22 protein-coding genes and 2 other annotated features are annotated in these 25,629 nt (G+C 35.4%); of the genes, 14 read left to right on the top strand and 8 right to left on the bottom strand.

The annotated features are described in order from the left end of the window. Positions 1-123: 123 nt before the first annotated feature. The gene (locus NSQ92_RS02800) at positions 124-1,155 is read right to left on the bottom strand and encodes a fatty acid desaturase (protein ID WP_061797771.1); all 1,032 of its coding nucleotides are present in this window, start codon (positions 1,153-1,155) and stop codon (positions 124-126) included. Between the two features lie 224 nt (positions 1,156-1,379). Further along, positions 1,380-1,608: a binding site (T-box leader), on the top strand. Between the two features lie 37 nt (positions 1,609-1,645). Further along, positions 1,646-1,873, top strand: a binding site (T-box leader). Between the two features lie 42 nt (positions 1,874-1,915). Between NSQ92_RS02800 and thrS the strand changes: the two genes are divergently transcribed. Then, positions 1,916-3,835, top strand: a complete 1,920-nt coding sequence (thrS, locus tag NSQ92_RS02805; RefSeq protein WP_341152359.1) for a threonine--tRNA ligase — start codon at positions 1,916-1,918, stop codon at positions 3,833-3,835. 41 nt (positions 3,836-3,876) lie between these two features. Here thrS and NSQ92_RS02810 read toward each other — a convergent pair whose 3' ends face one another. Then, positions 3,877-4,299 carry a DUF4395 domain-containing protein gene (locus NSQ92_RS02810; protein ID WP_047942769.1) on the bottom strand — a complete coding sequence of 141 codons (423 nt, stop codon included), beginning with the start codon at positions 4,297-4,299 and terminating at the stop codon, positions 3,877-3,879. A gap of 73 nt (positions 4,300-4,372) precedes the next feature. Beyond that, positions 4,373-4,762 carry a helix-turn-helix domain-containing protein gene (locus NSQ92_RS02815; RefSeq protein WP_082138351.1) on the bottom strand — a complete coding sequence of 130 codons (390 nt, stop codon included), beginning with the start codon at positions 4,760-4,762 and terminating at the stop codon, positions 4,373-4,375. A gap of 169 nt (positions 4,763-4,931) precedes the next feature. On the opposite strand from NSQ92_RS02815, the gene NSQ92_RS02820 reads away from it, so the two are divergent. From NSQ92_RS02820 to NSQ92_RS02860, 9 genes are all read left to right on the top strand, one after another. Further along, the gene (locus NSQ92_RS02820; protein ID WP_047942767.1) at positions 4,932-5,153 is read left to right on the top strand and encodes a helix-turn-helix transcriptional regulator; all 222 of its coding nucleotides are present in this window, start codon (positions 4,932-4,934) and stop codon (positions 5,151-5,153) included. Positions 5,154-5,186: 33 nt separating this feature from the next. Next, positions 5,187-5,504, top strand: coding sequence for a hypothetical protein (locus tag NSQ92_RS02825; RefSeq protein WP_047942765.1), 318 nt, complete (start codon positions 5,187-5,189; stop codon positions 5,502-5,504). Positions 5,505-5,595: 91 nt separating this feature from the next. Continuing rightward, positions 5,596-6,411: a pyrroline-5-carboxylate reductase gene (proC, locus tag NSQ92_RS02830; protein WP_341152360.1), complete on the top strand. Its 816-nt coding sequence runs from the start codon at positions 5,596-5,598 to the stop codon at positions 6,409-6,411. A 292-nt stretch (positions 6,412-6,703) separates the two neighbouring features. Then, the gene (locus NSQ92_RS02835) at positions 6,704-8,317 is read left to right on the top strand and encodes a response regulator (RefSeq protein WP_235844459.1); all 1,614 of its coding nucleotides are present in this window, start codon (positions 6,704-6,706) and stop codon (positions 8,315-8,317) included. Between the two features lies 1 nt (position 8,318). Beyond that, the gene (locus NSQ92_RS02840; RefSeq protein ID WP_047942763.1) at positions 8,319-9,356 is read left to right on the top strand and encodes a HEAT repeat domain-containing protein; all 1,038 of its coding nucleotides are present in this window, start codon (positions 8,319-8,321) and stop codon (positions 9,354-9,356) included. A 1-nt stretch (position 9,357) separates the two neighbouring features. Continuing rightward, positions 9,358-10,770 carry a glycosyltransferase family 2 protein gene (locus tag NSQ92_RS02845; RefSeq protein ID WP_341152131.1) on the top strand — a complete coding sequence of 471 codons (1,413 nt, stop codon included), beginning with the start codon at positions 9,358-9,360 and terminating at the stop codon, positions 10,768-10,770. Further along, on the top strand, positions 10,767-14,012 hold the full coding sequence (locus NSQ92_RS02850; protein WP_336045213.1) for a hypothetical protein: 3,246 nt from the start codon (positions 10,767-10,769) through the stop codon (positions 14,010-14,012). Before NSQ92_RS02845 ends, NSQ92_RS02850 begins: the two co-directional genes overlap by 4 nt. A 3-nt stretch (positions 14,013-14,015) precedes the next feature. Next, entirely contained in the window at positions 14,016-14,381 is a 366-nt protein-coding gene (locus tag NSQ92_RS02855; RefSeq protein ID WP_095320217.1) for a response regulator transcription factor, read from the top strand. Then, complete coding sequence (locus NSQ92_RS02860; protein ID WP_341152361.1) at positions 14,371-17,232, top strand: ATP-binding protein; 2,862 nt, start codon at positions 14,371-14,373, stop codon at positions 17,230-17,232. The genes NSQ92_RS02855 and NSQ92_RS02860 overlap by 11 nt, the downstream gene beginning before the upstream one ends. 39 nt (positions 17,233-17,271) lie before the next feature. On the opposite strand, the gene NSQ92_RS02865 is transcribed toward NSQ92_RS02860, so the two are convergent. Continuing rightward, positions 17,272-17,853, bottom strand: a complete 582-nt coding sequence (locus NSQ92_RS02865) for a YitT family protein (protein WP_095258741.1) — start codon at positions 17,851-17,853, stop codon at positions 17,272-17,274. A gap of 285 nt (positions 17,854-18,138) precedes the next feature. Between NSQ92_RS02865 and NSQ92_RS02870 the strand changes: the two genes are divergently transcribed. Further along, positions 18,139-19,134 (top strand): IS1595 family transposase, encoded by a 996-nt coding sequence (locus NSQ92_RS02870; protein ID WP_341152362.1) that lies wholly within the window; start codon positions 18,139-18,141, stop codon positions 19,132-19,134. 29 nt (positions 19,135-19,163) lie between these two features. Here the strand turns inward: NSQ92_RS02870 and NSQ92_RS02875 are convergent, their stop codons facing one another. The 3 genes from NSQ92_RS02875 to NSQ92_RS02885 form a co-directional block, all read right to left on the bottom strand. Continuing rightward, positions 19,164-19,775: a Type 1 glutamine amidotransferase-like domain-containing protein gene (locus tag NSQ92_RS02875; RefSeq protein WP_341152363.1), complete on the bottom strand. Its 612-nt coding sequence runs from the start codon at positions 19,773-19,775 to the stop codon at positions 19,164-19,166. A gap of 224 nt (positions 19,776-19,999) precedes the next feature. After that, positions 20,000-20,998 carry an inorganic phosphate transporter gene (locus NSQ92_RS02880; protein ID WP_047942755.1) on the bottom strand — a complete coding sequence of 333 codons (999 nt, stop codon included), beginning with the start codon at positions 20,996-20,998 and terminating at the stop codon, positions 20,000-20,002. Positions 20,999-21,012: 14 nt separating this feature from the next. Next, the gene (locus NSQ92_RS02885) at positions 21,013-21,630 is read right to left on the bottom strand and encodes a DUF47 domain-containing protein (protein WP_047942753.1); all 618 of its coding nucleotides are present in this window, start codon (positions 21,628-21,630) and stop codon (positions 21,013-21,015) included. Between the two features lie 559 nt (positions 21,631-22,189). Here NSQ92_RS02885 and NSQ92_RS02890 point away from each other — a divergent pair. The 3 genes from NSQ92_RS02890 (at position 22,190) to NSQ92_RS02900 (ending at position 24,482) form a co-directional block, all read left to right on the top strand. Next, complete coding sequence (locus NSQ92_RS02890; RefSeq protein ID WP_341152364.1) at positions 22,190-23,029, top strand: SDR family oxidoreductase; 840 nt, start codon at positions 22,190-22,192, stop codon at positions 23,027-23,029. A gap of 110 nt (positions 23,030-23,139) precedes the next feature. Continuing rightward, the gene (locus NSQ92_RS02895; RefSeq protein WP_341152365.1) at positions 23,140-23,970 is read left to right on the top strand and encodes an aldo/keto reductase; all 831 of its coding nucleotides are present in this window, start codon (positions 23,140-23,142) and stop codon (positions 23,968-23,970) included. Between the two features lie 257 nt (positions 23,971-24,227). Next, the gene (locus tag NSQ92_RS02900; protein ID WP_061797736.1) at positions 24,228-24,482 is read left to right on the top strand and encodes a GlsB/YeaQ/YmgE family stress response membrane protein; all 255 of its coding nucleotides are present in this window, start codon (positions 24,228-24,230) and stop codon (positions 24,480-24,482) included. Between the two features lie 64 nt (positions 24,483-24,546). Here NSQ92_RS02900 and NSQ92_RS02905 read toward each other — a convergent pair whose 3' ends face one another. After that, the gene (locus NSQ92_RS02905) at positions 24,547-25,470 is read right to left on the bottom strand and encodes an RluA family pseudouridine synthase (RefSeq protein WP_061797734.1); all 924 of its coding nucleotides are present in this window, start codon (positions 25,468-25,470) and stop codon (positions 24,547-24,549) included. Positions 25,471-25,629: the final 159 nt, after the last annotated feature.

Raw genomic sequence — 25,629 nt, forward strand, 5'->3', positions numbered from 1 at the left:
ATTTATTCATTTTAACATAATGGAGCAGCAATTAATGGCCTAATTGCTGCTCAGATAGTTGCTTAAAGCAAACGGAATCTTTTTGCTTTAAAGATAGTGGACCTGACTGATAGAAGCTTTTATTTATTGCATTTCTGATCTTGCAGATATGGAAAGGGATTTCTTTTGCTTCTTCCATTCATAGAAGCTGATAAATTTTTTGTCCTTTTCGTCCCATAAACGAAACTTTAAAGAGCGAAGACTGCTTGCAAGTGTTATTGTTGGAACATTTTGCAGGGGCTCTGTCTGTTTATGGACTAGTTCTAAGTTGTAATTAGGAACCCTCGGACTTAAATGATGGACATGGTGATAGCCAATATTGCCAGTCAGCCACTGCATCCATTTGGGAAGGTGATAGAAGGAGCTTCCTTCTACAGCAGCCTTTACATAATCCCAATTTTTATCTTCTTCAAAGTACGTGTCTTCAAAAGTATGCTGTACATAAAATAACCATACGCCAACAGAGCCGGATATAAGAAAAATCGGCAGCTGTACAAGCAAGAAAGATGACCAGCCAAGCGTACTGCCAAGAAGCACAGCCAATAATACAATCGCCATATTCGTTATATAAGTATTTAGTCTTTCCTTCAATCTAGCTCCTTTACGGTTGAAGCGGTTGGCTAAAAGAAATTCATAAATTGGTCCTAGTATAAACATGATGAACGGATTACGGTATAAACGATATTGGATTTTTACCATTAAAGAGGCATTCTCGTACTCTTCTATCGTCATCATCCATAAATCGCCGACTCCTCGTTTATCCAGGTTGCTGCTTGTTGCGTGATGAATAGAATGGCTATGCTGCCATTTGCTATAGGGGAATAAGGTTAAGATTCCAGTAATTGTTCCTAAAACCTTATTAGCTTTACGGTTTTTAAAGAAAGAAAAGTGGCAGCAATCGTGAAAAATGATAAAAATCCTTACTAAAAATCCTGCGGCGGCTATGGCGAACACAAGGGTTAACAGATAAGAAATACTTAAGCTTTTAAATGCAGCAAACCAAAGTAAAACAAAGGGTAAAATGGTGTTGGCAAGCTGCCAGACACTAATTCTTACAGTGGATTTCTCAAATGGCGCTACAGCAGTTCTTAATTGTTTTAAGTTTTTTATATTCATTTTTAATTTCCCTTCTCTTAATGGATATCTATAGTATAATTATGTATCAATTAAATTGGCAGACATACATGTCATGCTTGCTATATGACATTTGTCATATAGCGATTTTTCTCGCTTCAAAAAGTCTTGTAAATGAAAGAAGAAAGCATAAAGAGATAAATAAAATAAAAAATAAGGTTGCATAATTTTTTACTTTGTAATAGAATATTAAAAAAAATTGATTATAAAAAGCTTTGATAAGGACATGAGCTACTATTTCGGTTTCCAGAGAGGGAAGAATTGCTGAAAACTTCCTAACGCAGAATAAGTATCTTACCACCTTTGAGCCGTATTGGGGAATTGATAGTATCCAATACCGTAGATGCAAACGTTATTGTACCAAGCCATGAAAAACACTGTGTATTTTTCATGGGAATTTGGGTGGAACCACGGGTAAACGCACTCGTCCCTTTCATTAGGGATGAGTGCGTTTTTTGTTTTTACAATTTCATAATATGCGATGAAAAGGACATGAATTATTTTTACTGTTATCAGAGAGGGAAGGATAGGTGTGAGCTTCCTAGCAAAGGAAAATAATTTACCACCTTTGAGCTATATTGGTGAACGAGAAGTAGTCAATATCGTGTATGCAGCGTTACTGCACCAAGCCATAAGAAAACCACTGTGTTTTTTTATGGGAATTTGGGTGGAACCACGGGTGAAAACACTCGTCCCTTTCAATAGGGACGAGTGTTTTTTTTGTACCAAAAAATGATAAGGAGTGAACAAAATGATTAAGGTAGTATTAGCAGATGGGAGTAAGAAGGAATATCCAAAAGGAAGCACAGTCGCAGAAATTGCGGAGTCTATTAGTGTTAGCTTAAAGAAGAAAGCAGTTGGAGCAAAGATTAATGACGAATGGTTTGTAGATATGAGCCATCAAATAAAAGAGGATGTACATTTAGCTATCATTACAATAGATTCGGAAGAAGGTGTATCCATTATGCGCCATTCCAGTGCCCACGTCATGGCACAAGCGATAAAACGATTGTATCCCAATGTACAGTTAGCAATTGGACCAGTGGTAGAGGATGGTTTTTATTATGATATGAAACTCGCTCACAGTTTAACTTCCCATGATTTGCAAGCCATTGAAAAAGAGATGAAGAAAATTATCAAGGAAAACCTTCCTTTTACTCGCAAAGAAGTATCGTTCGAGGAAGCGCAACAGCTTTTTGAAGAGAAAGAAGAGATATTTAAATTGGAGCTCTTAGAGACTATACCAAGCAATGAATCGATTTCCCTTTATCAGCAAGGAGAGTTTATTGATTTATGTCGTGGAACTCATCTCCCTTCGACTGGTTTTATTAAAGCTTTTAAATTAATGCGTGTATCTGGTGCTTACTGGCGAGGGGATAGTGATAGGGAAGTATTGCAGCGTGTGTACGGTGTTGCCTTTTCCAGTCAACAGCAATTAGCAGAGTACTTAGAAATGATTGAAGAAGCAGCAAAACGAGATCATCGGAAGCTAGGAAAGCAATTGGAGCTGTTTATGTTCTCAGAAGAAGCACCTGGCATGCCGTTTTATTTACCAAAAGGACAAATCATCCGCAATGAATTAGAACAATTTTCAAGAGAGCTTCAAGGCGGGGCGGATTACGAAGAAGTAAGAACTCCTTTGATGATGAATGAGCGAATGTGGAAGCAGTCTGGCCACTGGGATCATTATCATGAAAACATGTACTTTTCCGAAGTGGATGAACAAAAATTTGCGTTAAAGCCAATGAATTGTCCAGGACATATGCTTATCTTCAAAAATAGTCTCTATTCCTATCGCGATTTGCCGATTCGCTTATCAGAATTTGGGCAGGTACATCGTCATGAATATAGTGGTGCACTAAACGGAATGTTACGTGTTCGTACGTTTTGCCAGGATGATGCCCATTTATTTGTAAGAGAAGACCAAATAGAAGCAGAGATTAAAAGCATTTTTCAATTGGTCGATAAAGTTTACCGTACTTTTGGATTTGCATACACTGTAGAGCTCTCTACTAGACCGGATGATTCGCTCGATGGGGATGACATTTGGGAATTAGCAGAGGGAGCATTAAGAAATGTTTTAGAACAGCTAGAAATAGATTATATTCTTAATGAAGGCGATGGTGCATTTTATGGTCCGAAAATTGATTTTCATATAAAGGATGCTTTAAAAAGAAGCCATCAATGTGCAACAATTCAGCTTGACTTTCAAATGCCGAAGCTCTTTAACTTAGCTTATATTAACGAAAACAATGAAAAAGTCTGTCCAGTTGTTATTCACCGTGCTATCTATGGGTCGCTTGATCGATTCTTTGGCATACTAATTGAACATTTTGCAGGCGCCTTTCCTGTTTGGCTTGCTCCAATACAGGTGGAAATTATTCCGGTATCCAATGTTCATCTAAATTATTGTCTAGAAGTTCAATCAGTTTTAAAAGAAGCAGGAGTAAGAGTAAAGATAGACGACAGCAATGAAAAATTAGGATATAAAATCCGTGCAGGACAAATGCAAAAGATTCCCTATTTGCTTGTATTAGGGGATAAAGAAAAAGAACAAAATGCTGTAAATGTGAGAAAATATGGAGAAGAGCAGTCAAAAGGAGTTTCTTTAGAAGCATTTAAACAAATGATCGGAAAGCAGATAAAAGAAAGAAGCTTATAAAAAACGGGGATTCAATCGATTTTGATTGAATCCCTTTCGTGTTATAAGCTCCGATTATACTGATATTTTTTCCATTGAAACCGGATAAAGCAGCCAATACAAAAACCAAGTATGGCAATAATCGAAGAAAGTCCGACCATAATAGAAAAGATATAGCCAAGAACATTCCAATCTAAGAAAAAGGAAAGGGAACCTATTGCCAAGCATATTACAGCAATTATTTGGTTAAATTGCTGCTGCTCCCAATCCTCTTGATGATATTCTCTCATGGGTTTTTTAAGAAATATACTCGCTGTTTTCATAATAGGATTCCATTGGAATAATAATCCACAGAGCCCTGCGAGAAGTGGAATTAGCATGATCCAGTATTGCTGAAAAACTAAGCTAAGTAATACAGATAGAAAAATAGTCCATTGATTTGTTCGGACTAATGGTACTGGAATTGTTTTGAGCAGATTAGTCATCAAAACCAACCTTTCTTATAAGAATTATGTATATTATACGCTCTTATAAGAAATTTGTTAAGTTAAGAAGCTCTTATTTATTTTGCTTTTCGTCCTCCAAGAAACGCCAGAGCCTATATAACTGTGAAACTGTCTTTTCAGGGTTGTTAATAAGATGGTTATATAGGGTCGGGTATTTCTGCAATTGAGTTAGCAGCTCTGCTTCTTCGCTCGTCATACTATTATCCGATACTTTACTATGATAGCTAGCTCTAGTTTCCTTTGCTTCTGATCGTCCTAGGAGGTAATCAGTGCTTACATCAAAATAATCTGCTAATTTTTGTAAGGTGTCTGTATCAGGTTTGCGATTACCTGTTTCGTATCCTGAGATAGATACTTTTGTTACATTCATTGCATTCCCAAGCGTTTGTTGAGAAATGTTGGCAGATTTCCGCAATTGTCTCAATCTTTCTGGAAAATTCATCTAAACCAGCTCCTAATTTCGTTACTTCTATTATAAGTTAACGTTTAGCTAACAGTAAATAATGAATTTTTGTTAACAAATTCGGAATTATATATTGAAGTAAACCACTTGTTTACCGTATAATTTTAATAAGGAAAAAAATGAGAATGGGGAAGATGAGGTGTAAAAAATGCATCGGAATAAGCTGCGTATCATAAGAAAGCAATATGGCTATACCTATCAGATGATGGCTGATAAGTTAGGAATTACAAAGTCTTATTATTGGCAAATAGAAAATGGCAAACGAGGATTATCTTATGAGCAAGCAGTACAGATATCTAGTATTTTTTCCAAAACACCAGATGAGATTTTTCTTCCAGATTATATAGAGGTTAAAGGATGTTCGAGATAAGGATAGAATTTCAAGTGAATTAGGAGGCTTAAAGTGAAGGAGCAAATATACGTAACCGAGGAAAATCTTTTATTAATAAAAGAAGCATTGGATTTTAGTATACGAAATGCATCCAGAGGAATTCTATTCATTTTAGAAATGGTAAAGGAAAAAGTCACAACCAGTAATGACAGTATTTTGAGACTGGATGGAATGGAAATGGAGATTATTCTTGTTTCCTTAATCGAATATGGTATTAGTTTATTGTCTTTTCATTCAGATAAAGGGAATTTATGTATGGAAGAAGCAATCAGAATTGATCAAATTAAGCAGTATTATCAAAGAAAAAATGGTCCGAAAATGATGTGCTAATATTCTAAACACTAAACAGCTTAGATAGATTTGTTGATTTTCTTCTCATACTATGTAAGAGTAAAAGGACAAACATGAGAGGAAGATCAGAGTGGAAAAAAGAAAAGTTGGTTTCATTGGCTGTGGAAAAATGGCTCAAGCAATGGTAAATGGAATGCTGCAGTCTTCTTTTTTGAGTAGAGAGGATATTTTGGCTAGTACGAAATCTGCGGAAAGCGCGCAAATGGTAAGGGAAACCTTTCAAATAGAAACGACATTAGATAATAAAAAAGTAGCAAGCTTTGCAGATATACTTATTGTTGCAGTAAAGCCACATTTATATGGAGAGGTCTTACAAGAAATTCTCTCCTATGTGAAGAATGAAACAATCATTGTTACAATCGCAGCTGGAATTGAGATGGCATACATAGAATCACAGTTATCAAAAAATGCAAAGGTTATCCGCTCCATGCCAAATACTCCTTCTCTTGTAGGAGAAGGGATGACTGTATTTTGTGCAAATGAAAGAGTTACAGAGCCGGAAATTGCTTTTATAATAGAAATGTTTACAGCATTTGGGCAAGTGGAAGTCGTGGAAGAAAGCTTAATGGATTATATTCCTGCGATTAGCGGTTCTTCCCCAGCCTATGTCTATATGTTTATTGAAGCATTGGCAGATGGTGGCGTTCGCAGTGGAATACCGAGAGAGAAAGCTTACAAGTTAGCTGCTCAATCTGTTTTAGGAGCAGCAAAAATGGTCTTAGAAACAGGTAAGCATCCAGGAATATTGAAAGATGAAGTATGCACACCTGGTGGAGCGACAATTGAAGCAATTACTGCATTGGAACAAAATCAATTTAGAGGGACAATTTTGGCAGCAATGGAAAGCTGTGATCGTAAAAATCGCAGAATGAAGAAGGAAAATTAACAAGTAATAAAAGTAGAAATTAGGAAATGTTTCTCTATTATATTTTGTTTTCTTTTTATATAATATAAAAGAAAAAATTAATAATGAAGAAAAATGTAATTTAATTATACACATCTATCGAAATGTTATATTTATTGTAGTAATCAGACCAGTTTTTTGGTCTGTTTTTTTGTGCGCAGTCTTTTGGTTTTCCTAATATTTAGGATGAAATGTTTATGATTAATTTTTATATGTCGGGAAAAATATCAAAACAGTCTTAATGATTTGGTTAAAGTAGTCGGGAGGATTTATAGTGTTGGATAAATATAAGGCAATATTTATTACAAGAATGACACAGCAGTTAAATGAATTGTTAAATAAACAAGCAGCAGAGATCATTAAAAATGAGGAAGTTTATAGGTTATTGCATGCGATTAAAGGCACTTCTGGTACATTAGATTTGGATTTGTTATTTCATTTAGTTTCGGGATTAATGACAAAGGTGGAAGAAAGAGAAGGAGACTGGGCACAATCCGAGCTAAAGAATTTTTTAAGTGAATTACTTGATATTTGTGAAGAGTACGAGCATTTTCACGAAGATATTAATAAAATTCCTGACTTTAGAGATATTGAAGTACCGCTTATTCAGCTAATTGATGACGATGTTTCTTTATTGATTTTCTTAAAGGAAATGATGGAGCGTAAAGGCTGGATGGTAATAGCAAATTCTAATGCGGAGAATGCGATTGAGCAATTTTACAGTATGCAGCCAGATTGTATCATTATTGATATGAACCTGCCATTTAAAACCGGTTTAGATATCCTAGATGATATTCAGATGCATACGAAGCACTCATTTGTTCCAAAGGTTATATGTAGTATTGATAATTCAAGAGAAAAGAGAATAGCTGCATATAAGAAGGGCGCAGATGATTATATGGAAAAGCCGCTTGATATAGAAGAATTTCTGATTCGAATTGAGAGACATATCGAGCGAAAGAAAATCTTTGACCAGTCTGTATTAATTGATGAATTAACAGAAGTATATAATCGCAAGTTTTTAAAGGATTCTTATACTCGTTTTATTAGTGATACAGCTCGGACCAAAACTTCTGGTACCATTGCTATTGTAGATATTGATTATTTTAAACGAGTCAATGATACATATGGTCACGTTGTAGGCGATAAGGTATTAAAAGCTTTTGCCCAATTCTTGAAAACAAATATTCGAACCACAGATACACTTTTTCGTTTTGGTGGCGAAGAGTTTGTCATTCTTTTTCAACGAGCGGGAGAATCTGAAGTTATCGATGTATTAAACAGGATGCTTAAGCGTTTTTCAGGAATAGAATTCGAAGAAAATGGTGGCAAATTTTCTTTGAGCTTTTCTGCTGGTGTATTTGAAGTCACTTCAAATGACATACCATTAAATAAAGCAATTGAGAAGGCAGATGAGGCGCTTTATTTAGCCAAGGAAGATGGACGTGCTTGTATTCGAAGCGCTAATAAAAGGAAGGAAGCATCAAATAAAAAATTATTAAATATTTCGATTGTTGATGATGATTCCTTCATTCGTTCTATTTTAAAAAATATATTGGATTCCATCGAAATAAATAACCTTACCATAAATGTCGCAGAATATGAAGATGGGATGCAATTTTTAGAATCCAAGCGATTACAAGAGAATGGGATGCATTTTCTTATCTTGGATGGAATGATGCCTGTAATGGATGGACTCGAGCTCCTGCAAATTGTTAAAAAGACGTCTTATCAGCATAATGCTCATATTTTAATGTTGACTGGCAGAAAAAGTGAACATGATATTGCTGAAGCGTTACGGTTAGGTGCAGATGATTATGTTACAAAACCATTCAGTATTAAAGAGTTACAGGCAAGAATAACAAGGTTAATTATGAGGATGATTTAATTTGGAACAAGAGATAAGAGTATTACAAATAATTAGTATTATCCTATTTGCTACGCTATTATGCTTATTAACTTATTTAGTCATTAGGAAAATAATAGAGAATAGACAAGATAACCAAATTAATGAGCGAAAAAAACAGCTGATTGGACCAATCTTTTCCTATCTTCGGGAGGGGAAGGAAAGATTGAAGGATATAAAGCAAACAAGAATAGACAAGCAGGCAATAGAACAGGTTCTCACTGATTTTTCTGAGAGAATAGAGGGAGAACAGGAGGAAGAACGGCTGCTTGAACTTGCTGAGTTTTACTTGATAGATAAATATAGGAAAGAAATAAAGTCTAGATATTGGAGTAAACGGATGAATGTCCTATATAAAATAGAAGATTTTCATATGAAGGAAATCGAACACCAGGTGATTAGTCGATTATCCAAAAGAAATTGTCATAAAGAAGAGAAAATCCAGATTTATCGGATTTTAGCTGCCTTCCAATCTGAAAACATTTGGAGCCTCATAAATAAGGATGAAGAACTTACGGAAAAGAATTACCGAAGTATACTGCTGCGTTTAAAGCCTGAGAGTTTTAGGAAGTTTATTCAGCCTTTTTATTATTGTCGAGAAGCGTTACAATTAGCAATCTTAGACGTAATAAGCATGAAAAAGAAGGTAGAGTACGTCCAATTTATAGAGAGTGTTTTCGCGAAGTATGAGGAAGAGATCAGATTAAGAGCTTTGAAGGCAATAGCTTCAATTGGCTATGTGAGAAATATAGAAGATTACGTTTTCTTGGCAGATTCTGAAGTTTGGCAGGAGAGAATGATGGTTGCCAAACTATTAGGAACGAGTAGTAGCCTCGATAAATATATTCCTTTGTTAGTAAAGCTTCTTCATGATTCTTCTTGGTGGGTGCGATCTCAAGCAGCTGAATCCATCATAAGCTTTAAAAAAGGCAGAGAAGTTTTATTTGAAGTCGTTAACCAATCAGAGGATAAGTTTGCCAAGGATATGGCCAGAGAATGGTTAAATAAAGGAGTTTATTAGCATGGTTTATCAATGGTGGTCAATTGCTGTACAAATCTTTGCCACGTTTATTGCTGTTTATATGATAATTATTATATTGTTTTATTCTGTTATTCTTTTCATTTCCATGCTTCAGCTACGAAAGGAATATAAATTAAATAGAGAAGATACATTTGATGATGTTTCAAATGAATGGTATACGAAACCAGTATCTATCATTGTTCCAGCTTATAATGAAGAAGCTGGGATCATTCCAAGTGTACGGTCCTTGTTGAGCATTAATTATCCTCAATTTGAAATCATTGTTGTCAATGATGGATCAAAGGACTATACGCTGCAGAAAATGATAGAACAATATGAGATGGTTCATATAGAAAAGGTTGTCAGGAAACAACTTACGACAAAGCCTATTAAAGGCATTTATCAATCGAAGCTGCTCCCTAAATTATATTTAATCGATAAAGAAAATGGCGGAAAAGCAGATGCTTTAAATGCAGGACTGAACTTTTCTCATTTTCCTTATATTTGTTCATTAGATGGTGATTCGGTCTTAGAAAGAGATGCCTTTTTAAAGGTAATGAAGCCTATTATGGATAGTGATGAAGAAGTGATAGCCTCAAGTGGAAGTATTCGTATTGCTAATGGATGTAAGATAAAAAACGGACAAGTTCTCGAGATAGGATTGTCTCGCAATCCCTTGGTTATTATGCAAATAATCGAATATTTGAGAGCTTTTTTGATGGGGAGAATTGGATTAAGCAGACATAATTTATTATTAATTATTTCTGGGGCTTTTGGTGTTTTTTCAAAAAAATGGGTCCTAAAGGCTGGGGGCTATCAAACGAATACAGTCGGCGAAGATATGGAGCTCGTTGTGCGAATCCATCGATTATTAAAAGAGACAAAGGAAAAAAAGAAAATCGTTTATGTTCCAGACCCAGTTTGCTGGACAGAAGTTCCGGAAGAAATAACGTTTTTAAGAAGACAGCGAAGAAGGTGGCATCGGGGATTATATGAAAGTCTATGGAATCATAGAAAGCTAACCTTTAACCCGAAATATGGAAATATCGGACTAATATCTTTTCCATACTTCTGGCTAATTGAATTTTTGGGCCCTATTGTCGAATTTTTAGGATATGTTTATACGATTATTGCCTTGTTTTTTGGTGGAGTATATTTAGAATTTGCCATCTTAATTTTATTACTGTCCTGTATTTATGGCTCTATTTTTTCAATGGCAGCAGTGTTATTAGAAGAATGGAGTTTGCGCAAATATCCGAAAGTTTCCCACATCATTTCTTTGTTCTTCTATTCGCTGACAGAATCTTTTTGGTACCGCCCGTTAACTGTTTTTTGGCGATGTGAAGGCATTTGGCAATTAATAAGAAGCGATAAAAGTTGGGGAGAAATGAGCCGTAAAGGAGTATCCGAATGAAATGGAATAAATCGATTATTTTCTTTTTACTTATTCTCTTTGGTGTAGGACTTTTAACAAGTCCTTTTTGGCTTTGGCAGTTAAAGCATTCAAAGGAATTAAATGTCTTAATTATGGATAAAACAGTGCCGGATTCTTCCTATCAGGAACATGCGGGATTAATATGGGTGTTGAATAATCAGAAATATGTAAAAAGCAATCAAGCTCCTTATAGCAAAGAACGTGATTATGTAGGAGTTAATCCTTTGAAAGAAAAACACAAGCAATTAACTCATCTGCCAAAAGATTTATCCTCCTATGATGTGATCTATATGACAGATCAATATGGAGTAGATAAGGAAGAAGCTTCCAGAATGAATAGCGTTGAGAAAGTTTCGAAGCAGATGGAAGGCGGATTAGCGTTAGAAGATGTTGAAAGGGTAGAGTCAGCTTTGTTTCAAAACACCAATAAAACATTAATTGCTGAATTTAATACCTTTGCAGCTCCAACTAGTGATCAAGCCCGCGAAAAAATAACAAATCTTCTCCATCTTTCATGGAGTGGATGGATAGGAAGATATTTTTCTGACATGGAAAGCAATGAAGTTCCTATATGGGTCAAAGAAAGATATGAACAAATCTATGATCACAAGTGGTCATTTAAAGGATCAGGGTTAATCTTGATTAATAGCGATGATCATCTAATTGTATTGTCAGATCAAGAGCTTGTTAGCGGAGCCCTTCAATTTTCGACTACTGATAAAGGAAAGGATTTGTTCAATCAGCCTATTAAATCGAATTATGGTTATTGGTTTGATATAGTTGCTGCAAAAGATGAGACCGATATTCTTGCTACGTATACACTTCCAGTAAATGAAAAAGGGAAAGCAGTCTTAACCGAATATGGCTTACCTAGTCAGTTTCCAGCAGTCATTCAATACAAGAATAAACAATACACGTCTTATTATTTTGCAGGTGACTATGCAGATGAAGCAGAGGTACCAGCACTTTATAAAACAGTCGGGTTTGATACGTGGAAAAGATCTATTACTTATCGCCATTCCTTTTATTGGAACAGTTATGTACCTATTATGAAAGGGATTCTAAAGAATGGTTTACATTCCGCTGATCATGCAAGTAATGTGGAAACAACAACTGTGAATCATTTGAAGATAAATACGAAAACAGATGATACGTATATTCAGGTGTTGAAAGACAATAAGTGGACAAATCTCCTTGTTAAAGGAGTTAATATGGGGATAGCAAAGCCAGGAACTTTTCCAGGAGAAACGTCCATAACGAAGGATGAATATTTACGCTGGTTTAAAGATATTGGCGCTATGCATGCAAATGCGATTAGAGTGTATACCTTGCATCCGCCCGCTTTCTATCAAGCATTGTATGAGTATAATCAGTTGGCAGAGGAACCTTTATATCTTTTTCATGGTGCATGGATTAATGAAGAGACTCTCCTAGAAAAACAGGATGCTTACGCGAATGAAGTGGATAATGATTTTAATCGAGAATTGAAGAATATGATAGATATCATTCATGGGAATGCATCTATAGCTGCTGCCCCTGGCCATGCTTCCGGCGAGTATACATATGATATATCAAAATATGTATTGGGCATTATGATCGGAATCGAATGGGATCCAGAGGTAGTACAGAACACAAATGAGAAACATAAAAGCATAGCTTCATATGATGGCACTTACTTTGAAACAAAAGATGCTTCTCCTTTTGAAAGTTGGCTTGCACAGAAGATGGATGAAACAGTGAAATATGAGGTTGATAAATATGACTGGCAGCATACAATGAGCTTTACCAATTGGGTAACAACGGACTTGCTTAAACATCGTTATGAGCCGGATCCAAAAGAAGATATGGCCATCGTAAATCCCAATCATATAAAGACGACAGAGAATTTTCATGCGGGATTCCTTGCTTCCTATCATGTCTATCCGTATTATCCAGATTTCTTAAACTATGAGCCTGCATATAAAGGCTATATAAATAAACAAGGGAAGCAGAGTAATTATGGAGCTTATTTACAGGAGTTAAGAGAAGCACATGATATGCCAGTTCTAATTGCTGAATTTGGTGTACCCGCATCGAGAGGAAAAACGCATGAGAATGTAAATGGAATGACACAAGGGTTTCTTTCCGAACAAGAACAAGGAAATTTCGATAAAGAAATGTTTCAAATGATTGTCGATGAAAATTATGCAGGTGGGCTACTATTTGCTTGGCAGGATGAATGGTTCAAGCGAACATGGAATACGATGGATTATGATAATCCTGATAGAAGACCATATTGGTCCAATCTACAAACAAATGAACAGCATTTTGGCTTACTCAGCTTTGATCCTGGAAAATATGAGTCGCCCATTTATATAGATGGAAAGAAAAAGGACTGGGAAAAACTCGGCATTTCTCCTTTGTATGAAGATAGAAGGGAACAAAAAGGAATAGAGTCTATATATGTAACAAGTGATGAACAGCAGGTCAACTTGAGAATTGATTATCACCAGCCAATAGACTTACAAACAGATACAACCTATCTATTGTTTAATACCATTGAGAAGCAAGGCCAAAAAACAATTGCACTTAAAAACAAAACAATTAAATCAACGTTTGGCGTTGACTTTCTTGTTAAAATAGCGAATGAACACAATTCGCAAATATTAGTTGATAGTTATTATGATTCCTTCCATTATCATTATGGATCCATTTTGCATATGATCAAAGAAGAAGCTTATGCAAAGAAAAAGGATAATGGAGTATTTCATCCTATTCGACTGACCTTAAATAAGAAATTAGAGCTCCCAGATACTAAAATTCCATTTCAATCTTATGTAACTGGACATCTTCTATTTGGCAATGGAAATCCTGCTAGTAAAGAATTTAATAGCTTAACCGATATAAGCGTGAGCAAAGATAAAAAAACGATTGAAGTCCGGATACCTTGGGCCTTGTTGAATATGAAAGACCCGAGCCGGAAAGAGATAATGGCTGATTTATGGCAAAAGGGATTAGAGGAAAGTGTACAGGCTAAGGGAATCCAAATAGCAGCGGTAATGGAAAAAGAGGAGGAAATAATCTCTTCCTTCCCTAAGCTTAATAGATATAATGAAATCCTAGCTGCTGATGCTAAATGGTACACGTGGGACGAATGGGAGATGCCAGCTTACCATGAACGGCTAAGGGCATCGTATTACCACTTAAAGGATGCCTTTTTAGAAATAAATTTGGGGGATTAAATGGTGAAAAGAATTTTATTAGCAGAAGATGAAGAAGTATTAAGAATGTTGATAGTTGATACATTGGAAGATGAGTACATCGTGGATGAAGCACAAGATGGAGAAGAAGCATTTCAGTTAATTCAAGAGAACCAATATGATTTACTAATCCTTGATTATATGATGCCAATTATGACCGGCTTAGAAGTCATTGAAAAAGTAAGAGCAGATAAAGAGAGAGAGCATCTTAAAATTATGATGCTCTCTGCCAAAAGCCAAGCGAGTGAGCAACATGAAATTATGGGAGCAGGAGCAGATTATTTTATGGCAAAGCCATTTAGCCCGCTTGCTTTATTAGACAAAGTAGGAGAAATATTGAATGAAAATTAAAGATTATTTTGGTAAAAGCATATCAAGACAGTTTGTAGCTTTACTGTTTTTTTTTAGTTTGCTTTTCCTTATGGGCTGTGCCTTCCTTGCACTCAGTCAAAAGCAATTGAATGATCGCTATGCAGAAGAAAGGGAAGTGATCCTTGAAAAAATATCAATCACTAGAGAATTACAAGATATGCTAGAAAATGCTTTATCAGAAGCAAGAGGATACTTCGCGTTTAATAATCCCGATATGCGTTCATCCGCTTTAAAAATGGATGCCAAGACAAATGAATTGATTCAACAGCTAAAAGCTGTTGCTACAACAGATGAAGATGCAGTGTTAGTAGAAGAGATAGCAAATTTTCATTCTTATTATTTTCAGGATATCCTCCCCAAAGCATTAAACTACTTTGATGAAGGAGAAATCGACAAAGTGGTGAAACTCTCAGATGATGGGGGAGCAGATCGAATTAGTCATATAAAGGGTTCGTTACATAACTATTTACAATCGATGACGAATGAACTGAATAATTTGGTAAATGAACTAGATAAAAATATCATCATTTTTCAAATCAGCTTTCTTGTCTATATTATTTTCATTATGATGGTTATTTATTTTATAGGGCGGGCTGGATTAAAAAAAATTGGCAAACCGTTAGCCGATTTATCAGTTGCGGCAAATGAAATTGCGAAAGGAAATGATGCACAGATAAAGATAGACACCAAGCGAGCTGATGAGATAGGGAAACTCTCTGCTGCTTTTTATCAAATGTATCAAAGTGTTCAAGATAAAGAACAAAACTTATTGGCGCAAAATGAGGAATTACTTGCACAGCAGGATGAACTGCATGCACAACAAATAGAATTAGAAGAGGTCTTAGAGACAGTTAGAGCAAATAGGGAATCATTAAGGCGAAGAAATGAATTAATTAATAGCATTTCGAATTCATTAGATAAAAATGAAGTATTAGAGAGTATTATTACCCATCTAGCAGCAATTCTACAGGCAGACAGAGGAATTATCTTACTATTAAAGGATCAAGCATATGCATCCTACGGAATTGTCGAAGAAGGAGCAGAGCAATTTAAAAATTATGTATGGCAAGGAATGCTCGATCGACTAAAAAAAGAGAAAGACCCATTTATTATTTCAAGAGAAATGGTATTGGCCGAAAAAGGCTATCACCTTGAAAAAGGATTTACACATGATTTGTATATTCCTGTCTATAATTCGGATGATGAAATAACAGCAGTGATGATGCTGAGTCGTTTTAGCGATCCTTACTCGGTGTTTGATAAGGAAGAATTTATTGCGTTGGCAAAACAAATAAGTATTTCTTTAGATAAAATTGAATTATTTGAGCAAACAGAAAATGATCGTGTATTAAACTACGATATCTTAAATACCATTCAAGAGGGTATTCAGGTAGTATGTGGAATAGGTGAAATAATATTCGTGAATGAAAAGCTTGAAGAAATGATTGGGGACACAAAGGAAACAATATTTTATCCTGGCTGTAGATGGGATGAATGGAAGCAGCCATTAACAGCTCATTTTATGGATGAAGAAGGGTTGCTTCAATATATAGAAGCATCCATTAAGGAAAAACAGACGGATTCCTATAGTGCCTTTATGAAAGATGGACGAGTAATTAATATCTATGCGGAGGAACTTTACAGAGGAAACACTAAGTTCGGCACCATCCTTGTTTATAGGGATATAACAAAAGAATATGAAGTGGATAGAATGAAGTCTGAGTTCGTAAGCACAGTGAGTCATGAGCTGCGAACACCGTTAGCAAGCATACTTGGATTTACAGAATTAATGATAAATCGAGAATTAAAAGTGGAAAAGCAGAAAAAGTACTTACAAACAATATATGGTGAAGCAAAGAGGCTGACCTCCTTAATAAATGATTTCTTAGATATTCAACGAATGGAAGCAGGAAAGCAAACCTATGAGAAGAAGTACATTGATTTAATTCCAATAGTAGAGAGAGTCAAGGAAAAACTATCCATTAATACTAGTTCTCATCGAATCGAAATAAACCAGTTGATAGAGGAAACCATGATTATTGGTGATAAAGCGAAGATTGAACAAGTGCTGGCGAATCTTCTAAGTAATGCTATTAAGTATTCCCCCGATGGAGGGACAATAGAGATTAATATTTATAAAGAGAACGGGCAGCTGCGAGTATCGTTTAAAGATGAAGGCCTAGGAATCCCAAAAGCGGAGATCAGTAAATTATTTACTAAGTTTTATCGAGTAGATAATACGGACCGAAGAAAGATTGGTGGTACGGGCCTTGGACTGTCTATTGTTCAAGAAATCATGATTGCCCATGATGGCCAAGTGGCAGTAGAATCAGATTATGGGAAGGGAAGTACGTTTACGCTTATTTTTCCCCTTGTCCATAAAATGGAGGCTTCTGATGAAGTATCTATAGAAAATAAGCAAACTTACTCGATCATGGTGATAGAAGATGATATTAGCCTGGGAGAATTAATTGTTCATGAATTGCAAGATAACGGCTTCCAAGTTGTGTATTATAAAAATGGTCAAGAGGCAATGCAAATGTTAGAAAAGCTCCCGACAGATGCAGTGGTGCTTGATATCATGCTCGAAGATGAAAATTTTGATGGTTGGAAAATCTTGAATCATATCAAAGAATCAGAAAAACTCAGAAATATTCCGGTTATCGTATCATCTGCATTAGATGAAAAAGAAAAGGGATTATCACGAGGAGCGATGGATTATCTCGTAAAACCATACCAAACTAGCCAACTTTCTAAAACGATTATGCAAACCTTATTAAAGATGGGGAAAGTGGGCCAAGTATTGATACCAGAACAAGATAAAGAGTGAAAAGTCGCATTTAAAGTCAAGTGGAAGGAGAGGTAATAGCTACCTCTCCTTCCTTATAGGGGAGTTTTTGGATAATAAAGTCGTAAACACAGCCACACAGAAAATAGTTAAGAAAGAAGCTGAAAAAGTTGTCAGCCCAATTATTTTATAGCCGCTGGCTAAAACGATTCCATCTATTAGAAAAATGATGAGACCTACCTGAATAGAAAGTATCTTTGACAGGACTTGGGCAAGGAGATCCGTCCCTCCAGTGCTGGTCTCAAATCGAAGCATGAGGCCAATTCCTACGCCAATAATCACTCCGCCCAAAATCGCACTTAATACAAGCTTCAATGAAAATAAATCACGTAAAAAAGATAGGAAATCAATAGAGATGGAAGAAGCAAGGAAGCCAATTATGCCATAAAAAAAGTACTCCCTATTATAAAACCACACCAGTATATATAAGGGAATGCTTAAAAGAATCATAGACAGACCTGTCGGAACCTCGTAGTGATAGTGCAAAATAAGGCCGATTCCAATTATGCCCCCATCTAACAGATGATGTGGGACTAAAAATCCATTTACCCCCATGCCTATTAATAAGCTCCCGACAAATATCGCCGCTATTTTTTCTATCATTAAACATCATCCTATCTATTCCTTGTCCATTCTTCTTATACATATGTGTAAGAGTATAAACATAGAAGAACATAATTGAACTTATGAGGATGAAAATTGATTGAGCAAGTGGGCTATTGAAGTTAGAAGTAAGATAGGTAAAAGTACTACTTTTGCTATTAAATTCTATAAACTGGTGATTTAGCGAAATTAAGTAACAGAAGATTGCGAGCATTTATTTGCTGCAAGGAAAAACGGTGTTCATAAAGGGAAGGAAAGCCAGAATGCGCTCGGCTGTAAGAAAAAGTGGTGTTCAACAAAGAATGTGCACAAGCTCATCATAAAAGCTACGAAGCAATGAAACAAGACTTATTCCCTGAAGAACGAGAAGATATTGCGAAGATGCTAAAAGATATTCGTGAAACTCGTTTTTCTGGCGGTTTGGCTTGCCTCCATTGTGGAAGCGTATCGGTCAAGAAGAATGGCAAATATCGTGCGAGGCAACGATATTTGTGCAAGGACTGTGGGAAGACTTTTAACGATATGACCAATACTCCGTTGACAGGTTCTGGATACCCTCATAAATGGGTTAAATATTTTGAAATGATGGTAGAAGGCTATACGCTACCTAAAATCTCTGATACTTTAGAAATCCATATTTCTACGGCTTTTTACTGGCGACATAAAATCTTGAATGCTCTCCGTTCATTAGGCAATCAAACTTTAAAAGGGATTGTTGAAAGCGATGAAACCTTTTTCTTGGAAAGTGACAAAGGGAAGAAGTCTATTACTCATAGAAACCCTCGTAAGCGTGGCGGTGTCGCAACAAAACGAGGTATCTCAAAGGAACAGGTCTGTGTTCTTGTAGCACAAGATCGAAATGGACAAGTCATCTCTCAAATGGCTGGAAAAGGGTGTATTAAATCAACAGATATAGATAAGGTATTAGGTGCCTTTATCGACACCTCTGCTTTGTTATGTTCAGATGCAGCTACGAACTATAAAAAGTTTGCCGAAGATAAGGGATTACAGCACGAAATGGTGAATTTGCGGAAAGGGATTTATGTGAAAAAATCTATCTTCCATATTCAACACGTTAATGCTTATCACAAACGACTAAAACAATTTATGGACCGTTTTCAAGGTGTGGCAACCAAATATCTTGATAACTACCTGTTTTGGTTCAGATACCTTGAACAAAGCACAAAGGTGGCTCGCAAAGAACGAGTGAAGCAACTTTTATTTAGTGCTGTCCATAAATCAAACTATACGACAGTTGAGATGTTTAGAAGAAGTGCATAATAAAAGACCTCTAATTCGAGGTCAATAAATTACTTTTCTACCGTGATATATTCATCATCCTTTAATCTCGTAACTTCGCATCCTTCAAGGATTTCAAATTCTTTTAGTCTATCTTCAATTGTCTTGCTTGTACTATCCTTGAACAAATCTTCTCGGTCATAGTGAGGAAAAACAAGTTTGTCCGTTAGGTCTAATGCAGAAAAATCCTTAGTATTTAGTGCATTCATTTGCGGTGTGAAGAAATGAACGACTTTAATGTTTGGACCAAGTATAACAGCACCAGCACTTACACCTACAATAACAACATTTTTGGTAACTAACTCTCGTAGGATACTATCTGCCCCACTCTGTTTAGTATGGAATAATAAGTTAAATGGATTTCCACCATTGATGTATATGACATCTTTATGTGCAAGACTTTTTGGGTTATCAAACTCTATATCAATGAAATCTATGTTTTGAAACCCCATATCCTTAAAGTCCTCTTTCGCCTTCTGAGCAAATCTATTTTTATCCTTTTGCGGCGATGCAGTTGTGATAATAGCAACGTTCAGTTCGTTTGGTTCGCCGTTAATGAGTTTTAAAAATTGCTCTTTAATAGCATCATTGTAAAAACCGTTAGAGGTTAATAGCAATTTCAATATAATCAACCCCATTCTATTCTCTATTTCGTATTAGATATATCCTTATTTTAACAGAAAAATAGGAAATCAGGAATTTTCACCTAAAAACAACAATCTTAACGAAAACAGCGTTAAAAAAAGATTGGCTACCCTTTAAAATAAGAAAAACATCTTTACCCAATTGGGTGAAGATGTTTTTCTTATGGCCTTATTTATTAAGCCGTATATGATAATCCTTCTACTTAAAAAAAGAAATGCAGGATATAGTAACAAATTGCAGCGATACTTGCTGAAATTGGCAATGTAATAACCCATGTAATAATCATTCGTTGTGCTGTTCCCCATTTAACTCCTTTTAAACGATGTGCAGAACCAACACCGAGAATAGAAGAAGAGATAACATGGGTTGTACTAACTGGAAGGTGAATTAAGGTGGATCCGAAAATGATCATAGCTCCTGATAAATCAGCAGCTACCCCATTTACTGGTCGAATTTTCATAATATTTCCACCAACGGTTTTGATAATTCTCCAACCACCTACAGAAGTCCCTAGTCCCATTGCAGTAGCACAGGCAAATTGTACCCAAAATGGCACCTCGCTTGTTGAAACATAATTATTAGCTAATAAAGCCATCGTAATAATCCCCATGGCTTTTTGAGCATCATTTGTACCATGCGTATAAGACTGCAATGCTGCAGTGAATATTTGGAAATAGCGGAAACGTCTATTTGTTTTTGTTAAATTTAAATCCCTAAAAAAGAATTTAAAAATGGAGTAAATGGTAAATCCAACAATAAAAGCGATGATAGGCGAAAGAATCAATGCCTCAATGATTTTAATAAACCCAGTGTAATTAAGAGAGGAGAAACCAGAAGAAGCAATTGCTGCTCCAGCGATTGATCCAATAATTGCATGGGAAGAACTACTTGGAATTCCAAAATACCAAGTGACTAAATTCCAGATGATAGCAGAAATCAATGCTGCAAGGATAACGAGAGAACCATTTGTTAATTGAAAAGGATCTACGATTCCTTTTGTAATTGTCTTTGCCACACCAGTAAAGGTCATCGCACCAATAAAGTTCATACATGCTGCCATAATAATGGCATGCTTCGGTTTTAGTGCTTTTGTTGATACTGCAGTAGCAATGGAATTGGCTGTGTCATGAAAGCCATTAATAAAATCAAATGCTAGGGCAAAGACAACGATTAAAATTGTAAGTATTAATAATGTATTCATTGGAAAAAGACTCCTTATGCGTTCTTCATAATGATACTTTCAAGTGTGTTGGCAACACTTTGACAGTAATCAGCGATATCCTCAAGATTTTCATACACTTCTTTATATTGGATAATACGAATCGGATCTTTTTCTACAGAGAAAAGGTTTTTAATCGATTGACGTAAAATGCCATCACATTTTGATTCGTGATCTTTAATTCTAATTGCATACTCTCTAATTTTAGGTAATTTTTTAGTTGTAAGCAGATCTACTGCTTTATCAATTTCTACTGCACAGTTTTTGATTTCTTCCACAAAACGAAGCATATATTCATCTGCACTAATGATATTGTACATTTCGAAAAGTGCAGAAGTACTCTCAAGACCGTCTAAAACATCATCCATACTCATTGTAAGAGCTAGAATGTCTTCTCTTTCAATCGGCGTAATAAAGGCTTTATTTAATTCTGTGATAACTTCATGAACATATGTATCACCTTTTGTTTCAATTTCCTTCATTGTTTCAGAAAAAGTTTTTAAATCGCTAACATTTGTTAGTTTATAGTCAGCAAAAAAGTCTGCTCCTTCTTTTAAATTTGAAGCAATATTTTTTAACATAACAGCAAACTTATCTTGTTTTTTAAAAACCATTATGGTTACCTCCATTAATATATAACAAATTATGACTAAGCCTTACATATTTTATAGGAAAGTTGTCGAATAGCATAGTATTTTGAAACGAAATTTACAAAAACTTAATATTTGCTTTACAAAGTTTTAAGAAAACTACATTACTTTTTTACAATATTTGCACGGATTTAATATTTTTCTCCAGAGAATGGAGTGTTTTTCCATATCTCCATCCTATATTGTGTCCAATTCTATTTATGATAATAAAGTAAGAGTAGAATGTCCAAAAAAGAAGGGAGAGCCACTGTTAATGGATGAAATTTTTATTGGAGAAAGTTGGCTTATGGGAAGAGAACAGGATCCCATAAACTAGTTCTATATATTACAATGGACTTATGATTATCGAGAAGAAAGCAGATTTCTTATTAGGTGGGGGAGATTATGCCCAATCCACTCTATGCAATCAAAAGGCTTTAAGAATAGAAGAATTACAACGAGAAGTGTTAACACGAACAACAATCAATATAATGTCATGTTAAGAAGGGAATATGAATAATATGTGGCAGGAAAAGGGGAAAAAGTGGAAAAAAAAGTAGTACTAATAACTGGAGCGAATAGTGGATTTGGGAAATGGATGACACTAGAATTTGCAAAAGCGAACTATACAGTTATAGCATCGATGAGAGATACGAATAAAAGTGGGCAATTAGTAGAGGAAGCAACAAGAATGGGGATAATTTCTAATATAGACATAGTTTCTTTAGATATTACTTCAGACCAATCTGTAGAAAACTTAAGTTTATATGTACAGAAAATAGGCCAAGTTGACTTACTGATAAATAACGCTGGCTATGCGGGAGCGGGTTTTTCAGAGGAGATATCGATCGGTGAATATCAACGACAGATGGATACAAATTTTTTTGGAGCCATTCGTGTAACGCAATGTATTCTTCCGCTTATGAGGATGCAGCGGAGAGGAATGATTATTAATATAAGCAGCATAAGTGGCGAAATTGGATTTCCAGGCCTATCTCCATATGTTTCCTCTAAATTTGCATTAGAAGGATGGAGTGAGGCCCTAAGATTAGAGTTAGCTCCTTTTTCTATTCCAGTCGTTCTGGTAGAGCCTGGTTCTTTTCAAACAAATATTTGGACAACAGGGAAGCAAATTGCTGAAAAATCTACCTTGCCTTCTTCTCCTTATTCTTCTTATATGAAACAGCTCGATACATATTTACATAATAGCAGTAAAAAAAATGGAGATCCAAGGGTAGTGGCTGAAAAGATAGTTTCCATCGCAAAGAAAAAGCATCCAAGACTGCGTTATATAGTCGGAAAAGGAACAAAAGGTACAATTCTTTTTAAGCATATTGTGCCATGGAAATGGTGGGAGAAAATCGTTCAATTTATTTTAAAATAAAAATATATTAGGAAGCAGGCGATTTTTTAAAAGGATTAATTCATATTTATAGAGAAGTATTCCAATAAGTGTTATTATATGGATAATTCTGATTTTTGGAGGTGTTTTGTTTGGTCAATAGCATCGAACAGAAAGTGAAGCTGCATAATGGAGTAGAAATACCACAATTAGGAATTGGTGTTTTTAAAGTAGAAGAGGGAGACACCGTTTTCCATACAGTAAAAACTGCTTTGGATCTTGGTTATCGTTCTATTGATACTGCTGCCATTTATAAGAATGAAGAAGGAGTAGGCAGAGCGATAAAAGAAAGCGCTATCCAAAGACAGGAGGTATTTGTTACTACTAAAGTATGGAATGATGATCAAGGATATGATTCCACTTTAAGAGCATTTGAAACGAGTTTGAAAAAATTAGATTTAGACTACCTAGATTTATATTTAATTCATTGGCCGGGAAAAGATAAATATGTGGAAACATGGAAAGCACTTGAGAAATTATATGAAGAAGGATTAGTTAGAGCAATTGGTGTAAGTAATTTTCATGAACATCATTTAGATCATTTACTTGCTAATGCAAATGAGAAGCCAACTGTTAACCAGATCGAATTACATCCAAGACTTTCCCAAGAGAGCGTAAGAGAATATTGTAAGAAGAAAGATATAAAAGTGGAAGCATGGTCGCCAATTGCCAAAGGTCGGTTAGTAAATGAACCGACACTTAATTATATTGCAAAAAAACATGAAAAAACTCCTGTTCAAGTTATTTTACGCTGGCATCTGCAACATGGAAATATTATTATTCCAAAGTCTGTTCATCCAGAAAGAATCAAAGAAAATGCAGAGATATTTGATTTTCAACTAAGCTTAGTGGAAATGGATCAAATCGATCGCTTAAATATGAATGAAAGACTTGGCAGTAATCCAGATGAATTATTATTTTAATAAATTTAAGGACTATAAAACGGAACAAACAAAAGGTCTGCGCCTAATTAATTAGGCGTAGATTTTTTGTTAGGAAGCACTTGAATGAATCTTTTTAAAACAATGAATGTAATAGATATGTTTAAAAGACTCAAAGGGTGGTAAATATAAGTACAAGCAGATAGTGAAAATAAACCGTACGGGAAAATCATAGCTGCAGCATGTTTTTCACTATCTCATTGAAAACTATCAACACTATAAGAAAAGGAGTGTTAAATATGGGATTTTTATGGTCATTAATAATAGGTGGTATTATAGGATGGTTAGCAGGATTAATTACTGGTAAGGATATTCCTGGCGGAGTTATTGGTAATATTATTGCCGGTTTTGTTGGAGCTTGGTTAGGATCATTAATTTTAGGAGATTGGGGTCCATCCATTGCTGATTTCGCCATTATTCCGAGCATTATCGGCGCTGTCGTGCTAGTATTTATTCTAAGCTTGATTATGCGTGGAATGCGTAAAACAACATAAAGAAAGAGAAAAAAGGAAATGAGCTTTTTTAAGCCATTTCCTTTTTTTGTTGAAAACATATCCTTCAACTTAATAACGATTCCCAATCTTCATCAGGGAAAATCGGCGGGGTGTCTAATGGTGGAGCAAAGACTGTAATTTGTTCCTGAGAGATAGGATGGGTGAATTGGATTTTCGCCGCATGAAGTGCTTGTCGATGGAACATAGGTTTTCCGCCATAAAGTTTGTCTCCAGCAAGAGGATGATTTATGGAGCTTAAATGGACTCTAATCTGATGTGTTCTGCCAGTGTCTAAAGTACATGAGATAAGCGTTAAATCATCGAAGGGCAGCCGCTTGATTCGTTTAAAATGGGTGATTGCCTGCTGTCCTGTCTCTGAAATTCTTCTACGACTGCCATGATGTCGATCCTTCCCAATCGGCTTATTAATCGTTCCTTTTTTCTGTGCTAAAAATCCCTCAATAAGAGCGATATACGTTCTTTTAATTTTTCTTTCTCTTAAAAGATAATCAAGCATGTTAGCAACTAAATCGTGTTTAGCAAAAAGTATACACCCGGTAGTATCCCGATCCAATCGGTGGATATGCTTTAATTGTCTTTCTTCTCCACTTAATAATAAATAATAGGCCACACCATTTAATAAGGAAGAAGTATCTTCAGAAGAATGAGGGTGGGTATCGATGGAATCAGGTTTATTTACGACTAAAAGGAAATCATCTTCATAAAGAATAGTGAGATCCATATAGGTTGGAATAATGTCATTTGGCTGCTGCTGAAAGAGCTTAATTTTTAAAATATCTTCCTGCTTAAGTAGGGAATTCCATGGTACATTTTGGTTATTTAATTGAACTTTTTTCTCCATTTTAAACAAATGAATCTGCTTTTTCGAAGCTAGTAATACTCGCGAAAAGAACTCCTCAATTGATAATCCTTCCCATTGTAAAGGGATTTTAAGGAAAAGCCAGTCACCCTTTCTTTCAAATAACATACATAAAATCTCCTTTATTTTTTATAAGAATGAATAATAAAAGTGTCTTAAATATAACTTAGTTATCATATCATGGTTTTAATTACCACAGAAATGGTTTTTAGGGATATGTTAGACTATGGGTAACAGATAGGTTGTGTAAATATATAGAAATAAAGA

The organism is Niallia sp. FSL M8-0099, assembly GCF_038006945.1.
GTDB classification, from domain to species: Bacteria; Bacillota; Bacilli; order Bacillales; family Cytobacillaceae; genus Niallia; species Niallia circulans.